The sequence below is a fragment of the Algoriphagus chordae genome, from assembly GCF_003254055.1.
Classification (GTDB): Bacteria; Bacteroidota; Bacteroidia; order Cytophagales; family Cyclobacteriaceae; genus Algoriphagus; species Algoriphagus chordae.
In genome coordinates, this window is the sequence record NZ_QKZT01000015.1 from 45647 (window position 1) to 58579 (window position 12933).

Annotated in this window: 10 protein-coding genes and 1 other RNA gene; 8 read left to right on the forward strand and 3 right to left on the reverse strand. The window is 41.8% G+C overall.

The window, feature by feature from the left end:
- Positions 1 to 20 precede the first annotated feature (20 nt).
- Entirely contained in the window at positions 21 to 1313 is a 1293-nt protein-coding gene (locus LV85_RS15645; protein WP_111321116.1) for an aminopeptidase P family protein, read from the reverse strand.
- Positions 1314 to 1668: 355 nt separating this feature from the next.
- Here LV85_RS15645 and LV85_RS15650 point away from each other — a divergent pair, with 355 nt between their 5' ends.
- From LV85_RS15650 to LV85_RS15665, 4 genes are all read left to right on the forward strand, one after another.
- Positions 1669 to 2898: a M16 family metallopeptidase gene (locus tag LV85_RS15650; RefSeq protein ID WP_111321118.1), complete on the forward strand. Its 1230-nt coding sequence runs from the start codon at positions 1669 to 1671 to the stop codon at positions 2896 to 2898.
- Between the two features lie 2 nt (positions 2899 to 2900).
- A complete protein-coding gene (locus tag LV85_RS15655) occupies positions 2901 to 3545 on the forward strand; it encodes an O-methyltransferase (protein ID WP_111321120.1) in 645 nt (214 codons plus the stop codon).
- 67 nt (positions 3546 to 3612) lie between these two features.
- A complete protein-coding gene (locus tag LV85_RS15660) occupies positions 3613 to 5193 on the forward strand; it encodes a LysM peptidoglycan-binding domain-containing protein (RefSeq protein WP_111321122.1) in 1581 nt (526 codons plus the stop codon).
- 24 nt (positions 5194 to 5217) lie between these two features.
- Positions 5218 to 6204 carry a DUF3078 domain-containing protein gene (locus LV85_RS15665; protein WP_111321124.1) on the forward strand — a complete coding sequence of 329 codons (987 nt, stop codon included), beginning with the start codon at positions 5218 to 5220 and terminating at the stop codon, positions 6202 to 6204.
- Here LV85_RS15665 and LV85_RS15670 read toward each other — a convergent pair.
- Together LV85_RS15670 and LV85_RS15675 are read right to left on the reverse strand one after the other, a co-directional pair.
- Positions 6201 to 6701: a hypothetical protein gene (locus LV85_RS15670; protein ID WP_111321126.1), complete on the reverse strand. Its 501-nt coding sequence runs from the start codon at positions 6699 to 6701 to the stop codon at positions 6201 to 6203. The two genes, LV85_RS15665 and LV85_RS15670, sit on opposite strands and share 4 nt — an antisense overlap.
- Before the next feature lie 101 nt (positions 6702 to 6802).
- Entirely contained in the window at positions 6803 to 7948 is a 1146-nt protein-coding gene (locus LV85_RS15675) for a DNA polymerase III subunit gamma/tau (protein ID WP_111321128.1), read from the reverse strand.
- Positions 7949 to 8342: 394 nt separating this feature from the next.
- Between LV85_RS15675 and ssrA the strand changes: the two genes are divergently transcribed.
- The 4 genes from ssrA to LV85_RS15695 all read left to right on the forward strand — a co-directional run bounded on the left by ssrA (position 8343) and on the right by LV85_RS15695 (position 12933).
- Positions 8343 to 8746: a transfer-messenger RNA gene (gene ssrA, locus LV85_RS15680) on the forward strand.
- A 310-nt stretch (positions 8747 to 9056) separates the two neighbouring features.
- On the forward strand, positions 9057 to 9893 hold the full coding sequence (locus LV85_RS15685; RefSeq protein ID WP_111321130.1) for a LytR/AlgR family response regulator transcription factor: 837 nt from the start codon (positions 9057 to 9059) through the stop codon (positions 9891 to 9893).
- A gap of 171 nt (positions 9894 to 10064) precedes the next feature.
- Positions 10065 to 11663: a cellulase family glycosylhydrolase gene (locus tag LV85_RS15690; protein WP_111321132.1), complete on the forward strand. Its 1599-nt coding sequence runs from the start codon at positions 10065 to 10067 to the stop codon at positions 11661 to 11663.
- Positions 11664 to 11883: 220 nt separating this feature from the next.
- Positions 11884 to 12933 carry a glycoside hydrolase family protein gene (locus LV85_RS15695; RefSeq protein WP_111321134.1) on the forward strand — a complete coding sequence of 350 codons (1050 nt, stop codon included), beginning with the start codon at positions 11884 to 11886 and terminating at the stop codon, positions 12931 to 12933.

A 12933-nucleotide genomic window follows, 5' to 3' on the forward strand; every position in this document is an offset into this window, starting at 1 on the left:
TAATTAATTAAAGAAATTAATCAACTATTCATCAGCTCTTCAATTTCTTCAGCTTCCACTGGGATATTCCTCATCAAATCAAAATAACCTTTTCCTTCTTGAATCACGATGTTGTTTTCTAATCGGATCCCTAGCCCTTCTTCTTGGATATAAATCCCTGGCTCTACGGTGAACACCATTCCCGGCTTGATCAGCTCGTGCATAGTTCCTACATCATGTACGTCCAACCCCATATGATGCGAAGTTCCATGCATAAAATACTTTTTATATGCAGGCCAGTTTGGATCCTGATTCTTGATATCAGTTTGATCGATAAGCTTCAAACCAACCAATTCACTTTGCATGATCAGCCCAACTTCCTTATGGTAATCTTGGATATTGGCACCTATTCTTAAGATGTGCGCAGCTTCTTTTTGCACCCTCAAAACGGCATCATAAACGGCACGTTGTCTCTCAGTAAATCTACCACTCACGGGAATGGTCCGAGTCATGTCCGAATTGTAATTTCCATATTCCGCTCCCACATCCATCAACAGCATTTCGCCAGCAAGACATTCTTTGTGATTCTCCACATAATGCAATACACAAGCAGATGCTCCAGAAGCAATGATTGGCTCATAGGCGAATCCCTTACTGCGATTCCTTACAAACTCATGCAAGTATTCCGCTTCGATCTCATACTCGGTTACTCCAGGTTTTACGAATGACAAAATTCTTCTAAAGCCCTTTTCTGTAATATCACAGGCTTTCTGAATCTGATCGATTTCTTCCTTTTCTTTTACTCCCCTCAGTTCATGCATGATCGGTGCAGCACGTCGGTAGTTGTGCAGCGGGAACCTCTCTTTGCAGTGTTTGATGAACCTCGAGTCTTGTGTCTCTACCACTACGCCTGCACGCAGGTGCTCATTGGTGTTGAGGTATACATTACAGCAAAGTGCCATCACCGTATTAAAAATCTGATCAAAATTGGCAAGCCACTGAATATTTTTAATGCCTGAAGTAGCTTCGGCTTCCTCTTTTGTATACTTGTGTCCTTCCCAAATTGCTATTTGCTCGTTGGTTTCGCGCAGAAAAAGCACTTCACGCATGTTGGGATTTGGACAATCCGGAGCCAATAATAAGATAGATTCCTCTTGGTCTATGCCGCAGAGGTAGAACAAATCATTATTCTGACGAAAACGCATCGTCCCGTCAGCATTGGTGGGCATGATATCATTAGAATTAAAAATGGCCACACTGCTTTCAGCAAGTTTGTAGCAAAATTTCTCACGATTCTTGATGTAAAGTGAACTAGCAAGTGGTTGATATTTCATCTGTTATTATTTAATTTTTTAGGTTACGTGCCCGCCGGGCTGAAGCTAGTCGGTCGGGGGATCACGCAATTAGTCTAACCGCTCAATGGGGCAAACCCTAAGTCATGCGTGATTTCAACTGGATATACTTATTTTCTAATGTTCATTCCCCTGATAAATTTCGGAGCTATGGGGTTAAATCTCGCGTTGTAAATAATTACCACTTTGTGAGCAATTATTATAGGCTCGATTTCATAGATTATTCCTCATTCTGAAATGGAAAGTTACTAATTCTACTCTGAAAAGTTGCTTAGAAATTCTACAGGAACCAATTTCCTGCTTTACTTTGTATATTACCGAAAGGGTAAGATAAAGCATGGAATTAAACATCAAAGAACTTAGTAACGGCATTCGGATTGTCCATCAGGAAGTTACCCACACCAGACTAGTTCACTGCGGATTTATATTAGACATAGGCAGTAGAGACGAGACCAAAGAGCAGGAAGGACTGGCTCATTTTTGGGAGCACATGGCCTTCAAAGGCACCAAAAAGCGCAAAACCTTCCATATACTCAATCGACTAGAATCACTGGGAGGCGAACTCAACGCCTATACCACCAAAGAAAAAGTATGCTTCTATGCCTCCACTTTGAAGGAGCATTATGGCAAAGCTGCTGAGTTACTTTTCGACATTACCTTCAACAGCACTTTCCCTGAAAAGCAGATCGAAAAAGAGCGACAGGTCATTTTAGAGGAAATGGCCATGTATCGTGATTCTCCCGATGATGCTATTCAAGATGAATTGGACGAAATGGTTTTTGAAAACCATGCCTTGGGAAGGAACATCTTGGGAACTGAGCAAACCGTAGGTGGCTTTACGCAGCAGGATTTCTTTGATTATATTTCTACCAGGCTGGATACTTCGAGGCTGATATTTTCAGTAGTAGGAAATATTTCATTCCAAAAAGTACTGCGTGGAATCGAAGGCCCCTTGTCTCAGATTCAGCCCAAAAGAAGCCTGTATGTCAGAAGCGGTTTCAACAGCTATGTCCCCAAAATAAAAACTCAAGAACGAGATATCAGCCAGTCCCTTTGTGCGATCGGCAGACCAGCATTTTCTCTATATGACCCTAATCGCTTCAAGCTTTACCTGCTCAATAATATCCTCGGTGGACCAAGCATGAACAGTAGGTTGAACCTTATGCTTCGCGAAAAACATGGCTATGTCTATAGCATAGAGTCCAGTTATCAGCCATTTTCGGATATTGGTTTTTTTGGGATTTACTTTGGTACCGAAGGAAAAACCCTCAAAAAAGCACAATCTCTAGTGCTCAAAGAAATGAGTAAAATGGCCAACACCAAGCTCGGCACTGTACAGCTTCATATGGCCAAAGAACAAGCAATCGGTCAAATGGCTATGGCAGAAGAGAATTACGCAGCACTAATGCTTGTGTACGGCAAAAGTCTGCTAGATCATGGCAAAGTAGATCCTTTGGAAAATATATTTAATCAGATCAGAAATACTACAGCAGAAGAACTACAGGAAATTGCGCAGGATATTTTCAATCCAGACATGCTCACTTTCCTTACTTACACCCCTCAATAATCATGGATTTCATTGACCCAGCACTTTCAGCTTATTGCGAAGCACACAGCAGCGAAGAGGACACTTTGCTTCTAAAAATCACCCGAGAGACTCAAGCCAAAGTCATGATGCCACGCATGATTTCGGGACATCTTCAGGGAAGAATGCTGGAGATTTTCACGAAAATGCAAAACCCTGCAACAATCTTGGAAATAGGAACATACACCGGATATTCTGGCATCTGTATGGCTCGGGGATTAAAAGAGGAAGGGAAACTGATTACACTTGACATCAATGATGAGTTGGAAACGATGGTAAGAGGTTTTTTTGAAGAAAGTGGGATGGCTGACAAAATCGATTACCGATTGGGAAATGCCCTGGAAATCATCCCTAGCCTTGCCGGCCCCTTCGACATGGTTTTCATCGATGCTGACAAAATCAACTATGGAAAGTATTATGATCTAATCATCGATAAGATGAGTGCTGGCGGAATTATTCTCGCAGACAATGTGCTTTGGTCAGGGAAAGTTTTGGTGGAAAAAGGACAGAAAATCGATAAGGATACCCAAGCTCTGCTAGACTTCAATGCCATGATTCAAAACGATCCAAGGGTAGAAAATGCCCTACTCCCTATCCGAGATGGCGTCATGATGGCAAGAAAAATCTAAGCAAAAATAAAAGGGGAATCATTTTTGCTAAAATGAGGCTGCAACGAACGATGAAAGCCTTTTTCGAATGAAAATTACTAGTAAAACTTACCTCCTTTTCATCTTAACACTTTTTCTAAGCCAAAATCTACTGGCCCAAATCCCACAGGTTCCAGCAGAATTGGAGTTTGCTGAACTTATCGTGCGAATCAATCCGCAGGCGCGGCGAGAAATCCAATTAGATGTGGATGCGCAGTATCGTAACCCATCGTATTTCAAAGTAAAACAAGATAGGGTCAATCTATACATGCCTATCATTGAGCGTGAACTTAGAAATGCTGGCGTTCCTGAAGACCTAAAGTACCTGGTGATTCAAGAAAGTGGTTTGATTGGGGATGCGGTATCCACTTCAAATGCTGTTGGCTTCTGGCAATTCAAACAAGGTACCGCTGAGGAAGTTTTTCTGCGGGTAGATAATCAAATTGATGAGCGAAAAAACATTGTTTCTTCTACCAAGGGAGCTGCTCTTTACCTTCAAAAACACAATAACACTTTCGATAATTGGATGTGCGCTCTGGTATCCTACCAGATGGGTTTGGGTGGAGCCAAAGCTTACTTTGGAACACAGTACAACGGAAAGCGAGTCGTGGATGTAGATCGAAATACCCATTGGTACTTTAAGAAATTCCTAGCACATAAAATAGCCTTTGAAAATTCAAGCATGATGCTTGTCAGTAATGCTCAGTATATGGCTGAAGAGCGTGTTCAAGGACCTACTACGCTTTCAGCTTTGTCCAAAAAATATGGGGTAAGTGAAAAACATTTGGAAGAGTATAACCTCTGGACTAGAAATGGAAAAATCCCTGGAGATAGGGCCTACACGGTAGTCTATGTCAAAAATGGATCAATTCCTACCCAGCAAGCTGTCCTCAAGAAAGCCGAGCCTAAAAACACCACATCGACCACAAGCAGCACCTCTCCAGCATACAAACAGGCTAATTCATTTCCTCGAATTGCAGGAAACACAACGAACGCTGCACTACCAGATCAGATCACTGTAAATAATCTAGATGGGGTGCAAGCTGCTCAAACAACCACTCAAAGCACTTTTTCTGAACGTGTGGGTGTCAAGGAGAATAAATTGAGACGACTTAATGATTTGGACAAAGGAGAGCGCATCGAAGCTGGAGAATATTATTATACTGAGAAAAAGAAGGCAAGTGCCGAAGTAGCCACCCATGTGGTAATGCCAGGGGAAACACTCTGGAGCATTTCTCAGAAATACGGAATGAAACTTTCTGCTTTAAAATCTAAAAACCGTATCAGAAAAGACAGGGATTTAAAAGCTGGAATGGTTCTTAATCTACAGGATCACAGAAAGCGTGGAGAAGATATTCCGGTAGTGAAAGTAAACAGCCCTACACCTACAAGAGAGGTAATTGCAAGCTCCTCTCCAGCTCCCTCTGCTAACCAAGCTGCAAGAAATACAGTAACACAAACTAATAGTTCTTCCAATTCAAAAACTGTACATACCGTAGCAAGTGGAGAAACGCTATTTGCAATTAGTAAAAAATATGGCGTGAGCGTCAATGAATTAAAAACCTGGAACAATATCGGAAATCAAAATATCATATCCATTGGGCAGAAATTGGTTATCTTTCGCCCCTGATCTGCAATCCCCTAAGCTTTTTAAATGTCAAAGTATCTCCTAATTTTTGGATTATTTCTACTATGCCTCAGCCAGACTCTTCAGGCTCAGGATAGGCAGTATATTCCTGACACTGTAATGATTAACGGTGACACCTTGTTGATGCTAGGAGATTCCTTATTGATAGAAGAGCCTGTGAAAGAAATTTTCTGGAAAACAGGCGGAAATTATAACCTAAATATTCAACAGGTCACCTTATCCAATTGGGCTGCGGGTGGAGCGAGCACATTTGCTTTAAATTCTGGCTTGACGCTTTTCGCCAATTACAAAAAAGACAATAAGGTCTGGGACACCCAACTAACGGTCAGCATGGGTTTCAACAGGCAGGATGACCGGACCTATAAAACCAGAAAAACCAACGACAATTTCACTTTTGTGAGTAATTATGGACGGGAACTATCAGAGTTCTTCTTCCTCTCTACTCAATTAGACGCAAGAACACAGCTTCTCGCTGGTTACAAATATAGCACTGCTAACGATGTAGTAAATCGAACTAAAATCTCGGACCTGCTCTCCCCTGGCTATGTGCAGTCCTCCACAGGTCTAAACTACCGTAAAACCTATAAAGACAAGAGCAAGATTTCGGTCATCCTTTCTCCTTTCACAGGTAGATTTACCATTGTTCTGGATGATTCGCTTAGTCGTGCAGGCGCTTTCGGTGTTACCCCCGGAGAAAATGTACGAGCCGAAGCAGGGGTATCTCTTGCTGCTTCAGTAAACGATATTAAACTTATGAAAAATGTCACCTGGGCGTCAAACATCAACCTCTTCTCTAATTATGAGGTGTTTGGAAACATGGTGGTTAACTTCAAATCTGTGATCAGAATGCAAGTGAATAAGTTTATATCTACTCGAATAGAAACAGTCCTGATCTATGATGAGGATGTATATATAAAGCAGGATGACGGCACTTCCAAACAGGCGGTGCAGCTACAGAACCTCATCAACTTTGGGATATCTCTGGACTTTTAGTAATCGGTCTCCAAGCCAAACCTCCGCTGAAACTCTCCTAAAGCAGCATGCTTTTCTTTTAAAAATTTGAATTTATCAGAGCTTGTGTACAGTTTGTTGCGCTCAGATTCGAGTTCCTCCTTTTGCTCCAACTCTACCGAAAAGTGATTTACATTGCCGATTTCACGCACAATTCTAATTAACTCCGGCTTCATCTTCAATGCAAGTTCTTCTTGCACATGACCCATTACCTCTAAAAAAACTATTCCATTTTTCATTTTGATGGACTGCCCAAGAATGGCTACTTCCATACTTTTCCCAAGGTTTTGAAAGTGCTCTTTAACCTGATCAAAGATATCATCCAATAGCTCTTGGGTAAGATCTCTTCCCGCTACTTTCACTTCTACCACTTCCTCAGACTTCTTGCTTTCGGCATTCTGAAGTTCATCTTTAGCCTTTTGATCAGCCAATTGCTTGGTGTGTCCTAGGTTTTTGGGAATAGCAACTGTCTTCTGCAAAGCGCTGGGCTTGGCAGTACCAGAAGAAGAAGTAGGAAGAGGAATTGGTTCTTTAGCCTGCTGCGGAATTGGCTCTTTAGTATTCTCAGGAACTGAGGCTGTCAGGCTTTTTTTTTTGCCTCCTCGGCAGCCACCATTGACAATCGAAATGCCTGTGGGAGCTTAGCCATTTTCATCAATGCCAATTCCACATGCAAACGCTGATTCTTTGAGGTTTTGTAGTGGATATCGCATTGATTTGCGACGTTCAAGGCAGAAAGCAAAAATGAGGCAGAAGCAGCTTCAGTCTGTTGCAAATAGCGCTCTTTAGCCGATTCAGATACTTCTATCAGCTGAACAGTAGCAGGATCTTTGGCTACCAAAAGATCTCTAAAATGCTCACAAAGACCTACTATGAAATTATGTCCATCGAATCCCTTTTTCAAAATCTCATCAAAAATCAATAAGACCTCGGAAAGATTTTCGGAAACTAAGGCATCTACTACTTTAAAATAATAATCGTAATCAAGGATATGCAGATTACCGATGGTTTCCTGATAGGTCACCTTTTTCCCTGCGGAATAAGTCACGATCAAATCAAACATCGATAAAGCATCACGCAGCGCACCATCAGCTTTGGTAGCGATCAATCGAAGTGCTTCCTCTTCATAATCTACCTTTTCCTTCTCAGCAATCTCCTTGAGGTGAACAGCAATGTCTTTGATCTGAATTCTATTGAAATCAAAAATCTGACAACGAGAAAGGATGGTAGGGATGATTTTGTGTTTCTCAGTAGTCGCCAAAATAAAGATGGCATACTTAGGAGGCTCTTCCAGAGTTTTCAAAAAAGCATTAAATGCTTGATTGGAAAGCATGTGAACCTCATCAATGATATAGACTTTGTACTGCCCTTTTTGAGGAGCGTATCGTACTTGCTCTACTAGATTTCGGATATCATCCACCGAGTTGTTCGAAGCAGCATCGAGTTCGTAGATATTGAAGGAACTGTTGTTTTGGAAAGACACGCAGGACTCGCATTTACCGCAAGCCTCGAAATCGGCCTGAAGATCCTCACAGTTGATCGTCTTCGCAAGAATACGGGCACAGGTAGTTTTACCCACTCCACGTGGACCACAAAACAAAAAAGCCTGCGCTAAGTGATTGTTTTTTATGGCATTCTGAAGCGTGGTGGTGATATGCTGCTGCCCTACTACGCTCTTGAAATCTGCCGGTCTGTATTTTCTTGCCGAAACGACGAAATTTTCCATCACCGCAAGATATAAAAAACTCTATACTCAGGAAGCCCAGCCACAGGCTATTTCAGACAATTTTCGCTAATTACCTGAATTATAGGGAATGAATTTTAAGGTGAATGGCTGAGAAAATCTCAGAACTCTGATTTTGTTTGATTATGGCTATGATATTAAAAGTCTCCCGCGGATTTGCGCTGATAAAACCCGTCGATTTACGCAGATTTCTCAGCAACTGAAATACCCCAACAAACTCAGATCTACCAGCTAATGAAATCAACGCTAGTTTTCTACGCGCATCTACGGGAAAAATAACTTCTCAGCAAACTATAATCCCAGTAAGTAATTTAATGTAGGAAAGAAAAAACTGACGGAACCAAAATTGTGTTACTTTTGTCATCCTAATTCAAATGGGGCTGACCGGTTTTGACAGTAAGTGTAAAGATCGGGCTCGCATGCAGGCTGGAGTATGTACGGCCTTAAAAGATTCATACGCACTATAAATGGCGAAGATTCTTACGCTATGGCTGCCTAATCTAACCTTTACAGGATAGAAAGCTTAAAGGGTTGAGTTGCGAGAGTAATTCCCCAGCCACATCCCTCCGCCCCCCGTCCTTTCGGGGTGGATTCCGGGGTGTCGACTTGATTGGACTGCTGCTTGTGATGCTATTATGCAAGCTTAAGACTCAGTAGCTAAGTCGGAACTAGGTGTGTCACCCAGCATATTCCGATCGAAAAACCAACAGGTGACTAAGCATGTAGAAGGTACGTTGTTTCCTTATCTGGACGCGAGTTCGAATCTCGCCAGCTCCACAGTTTTAGTAAAAAAGCCCTGTAAGACATATTTTACAGGGTTTTGTTTTTTATCAATTTTTCTTGGCGGATATTCTGTGAAAAATGTTGTGGCTGAATATTCATTTCAGTACCGGATTTATTTCCAACAAATGACGAAGTTGTCATCCTGCTGACTAGTTAAGCGACCCTCGTCTCACTGACTGGCACTGAATTGTCACTGAGGTAGGGGAAATCACCACTAAAAAGCCATAACTTTAGAGCGTTTAAGGCTACTGTTTACTTACCAAGAACAATCAACAAACCTGAGGTATCAAATCCCATTCACCTAGTAATGAGTATCCAGCTTACAATCAAAAACATCCTCCATTCACCGGTTCAATTACTTCAGGCTACTTGGGAGAAACTGGTTTTGATTGGCTTTTGCGTTGTATTTTCTATCTTTTTTATAAACATTTATACGCCTTTCGGGATAAATTCCTGGAAATCTGACCAAGGAATTCTTCAATTTATTCGGCTATCAGGCTTTGGCATTATCGGTGGTATATTCTTAAGTATTTCACAATTTGTCCTCAAACCCATTTCACTTAAAAACCGAAATACTTTAGGCTGGTTTACAGCTTGGACTATGGCTGAGGTTTTAGGATTGGCTTTAGTTTTTATGCTTTTTTATAGAAATACGGACAACAGTTTGATCCCTGAATACTTCCTAAGTGTGAAGTACACTTTTCTTGGGTTGCTTTTTCCTTACTCCTTTGCGCTATGTTTCACCTGGATTTATAAGAAAAGCAAAGAGGAAAAACCTCAAGTAAAAACGGAACTACCTGTTCATCATTTGGTAGGTTTCGTCGATGAATATGGAAACAAGAAATTCTCCCTAAAGTCTTCGAATGTCCTGTTTATAGAAGCTGCGGACAATTACTCCACTATTCATTATTTGGACAATGGATCTGTGAAAAAAGAGATGATTCGGAATTCTCTGAAATCACTGTCTGAGCAATTGGCGGATTTACCCATCAAACGCTGCCACAGATCTTATCTAGTCAATGTAGAAAAGATAAAAATCGCCAAAAAATCAGCGGGCAAGCTCTCCCTACACCTAGAAAACACCGAGTCAGTCATCCCTGTATCCCGCAATTTCGCCCCAGACTTTGATTACCTTTTGGCTTAACACGGTTATTCACCCCTATAAACATCAGTAGACCACATTTTTTAATCTGCGGAGCCATCAGTGCCTATTTTTGACCCATTCACAGTTTCGAATGTCAGTACTGAACTAGGTAAACTACCTACTTCCTGAGTGCCCAACACCCTACCTCAACCCCTATTTAATTTACCAAAAATGAGAAAACTCCTCTCCATGCGCTTACACTTTTACAGCCTAATTCTCTTAGTAGGAACATACCTACTAGCTCTTACTGGATGTACTTCTAATAATGCTTCCGCTCCACCTATTTGGCCTAGCAGCGTAACAATTAATGATGGCCAATTTGTAGACAATCTTGGCCGACAGGTTATTCTCAACGGAATCAACGTCGTGAGCAAATCAAAAAAGGATAATTATATCTTTCAATCTGGGCCAGAGTTTTATCAGAACCTAGCTGGTTGGGGATTCAATAGTATTCGTTTGATTCTTATTTGGGATGGACTGGAGCCTGAGCCAGGAAAATATGATGAGGAATATCTCAAAGAAATTGATCAAAGAATCAAATGGGCTGGAGAAAATGGGCTCTTTGTGGTGCTCGACATGCATCAGGATCTGTATAGCGCTAAGTATTCAGATGGGGCGCCGGCATGGGCAACTTTGGATGAAGGGGCTACTCACCTGACAGGAGAAGTTTGGAGCGATTCCTATTTGATCAGCCCTGCCGTGCACACTGCTTTTGATAATTTTTGGGCAAATAATCCTGCTGCCGATGGGATTGGTCTGCAAGATCACTATGCTCAGCTATGGAAGCTACTCGCTCAGCGCTATAAGGATAATAAGACCGTAATTGGTTTCGACCTGATGAATGAGCCTTTTCCGGGAAGTGTTGCGCAGCAAGCCATGCCTATGTTGATCGGTGCCTATGGGAATTTCGTCTACGAACAAACAGGCGAGATCTTAGATGAAATGGAGCTTGCGACAATTTGGTCGGGCACTGAGCAAAGAATGGAAGCTATCCAACAGCTCAACACCGAAGAAAAATATGCTTCCGTAATTGATGCGCTAGAGCCTTTGGTAGCAGATTTCGAAAAAAATCAATTACAGCCTTTCTACCAAAAAGTAGCACTTGCGATCCGTGAAATAGACCAAGAGCACATTCTGTTTTTGGAGCATTCCTACTTCAGTAATATGGGAATTAAAAGCAGTATAGAAAGGACTAATCTTGCGGACGGCACGCCTGATGCTTTGGTCGCTTATGCTCCACATGGCTATGATTTAGTGACAGACACGGATTATGCTGCCGAGGCTTCTAACCACCGCGTCAGCCTTATTTACAAAAGAATAAAGGAAACCGGTGAGCGATTGAAAATGCCTATTTGGCTGGGTGAATGGGGTGCTTTTTATTCAGCTAATGAAGCTATTACCCCAGTGGCCCAGCATGCGATTAGCCAAATAGAAACAAATCTAATGTCTCATGCTTACTGGTCTTATGCTAATGGAACAGAGGATCTACCCTATTTCAAAGAGGCGATTTTGCGAACCTATCCTGCAAGCATTAATGGTGTTATTGAGAATTATCAGAATGATTTCGACAACAAAACTTTCCAAATGGATTGGACTGAAAGCGATCAATCAACTGCTCCAACACTGATCTACTCTCCAAACGCAAAAAATCTAGCTCCGAATGATACCTATGAAATCCAACTGATTGCTGGTTCGGATGCAGGATGGATAATCATACCGGCTACTGGCACGAATGACAAAAGAGCCATAAGCCTCACATTCGGAAACTGATCAGGTAAGACAGTTTCACCGCAAATTCACACAAATTATAAATCAAGGATACCAAAACGGTATCCTTGATTATTCTTTTAAAACCACTTTGTCAGGTAACATTCCCAGAGCAGGGAGATTCGGATTCAACCTGTGATATTAATTGCTTTGATCGCTGGTTACACCAATTGCATTTTCAGGAAGTTTTTTGTCTATTAGGAGCCTTCATCCAAAAACCCCCATGACCAAAAACCTTTTCAATCTATTAATTGGCCTTTTACTTCTAGTCTTTTTCCCAACCAAACTTTCAGCGCAGCAAAAGCAATTTGCAGATCAATGGGAATATGTGGGCATAGCGGTGGAAGAGCCGGGTTATACCATTTGGGGAACTTCTCCAGTAATCGACGATGAGGGAAAAGTGCATCTTTTTGTAGCCCGATGGCCAGGTGATAAAGTGGATCCGGGTTGGCGATCCCATAGTGAAATCGCCCATTACGTGGGAGATACACCGGAGGGTCCATTTACATTTTCTGATGTGGCACTAGCTGGCACAGGGCTAGACACTTGGGACCGCTATGGGGCGCACAATCCTGCCATCTCCAGGATTAATGGAAAATATGTGTTGCTCTATATCGCAAATGACAACCCTGAACGTCCAGTGCATCCATCCAATCAAAAAATAGGTATGGCGACGGCAGATTCTCCTTATGGTCCTTGGGAAAAAGTAAATGGGAACGGATTGCTTTTGGAGACACCAAAGAATCCAGATTATTGGAATTACAAAGCTAGTAACGGGGTAAATAACCCAGCGTTATTACCCCATCCTGACGGAGGTTATTTCTTGTATTTCAAATCAGAAAAAGCCCGAATGGGATTGGCAATCGCCGAAAATCTAGAAGGCCCCTATGTGCAAATGCCATTCCCAGTCACTTCCAATGACCAAAATATAGAAGATGGATATGCATTTATGTACAAGGGGAAATTTGCCTTACTCACCACAGATAATCATGGGATCATTGAACCGGGAGGCGGACTATTATGGAAATCTGATGATGGAATCACCTTCGATGACTATGAAAAAGGATTCCATAGGATCAATGAGTATGTAGATTTTGATCAAGAGAAAGTAGCGATTCACTATGGCTCACAGAATGCAACCTATTCCAAATTTGAACGACCTCAGCTGCTAATTATAGATGGGGAAATCAAATATCTCTATGTGCCTTCTGGTCATCATGTATTTGGTGGAGACTATACCGCTAGCTATATCTTGAAGTTTAAAAACCCATAA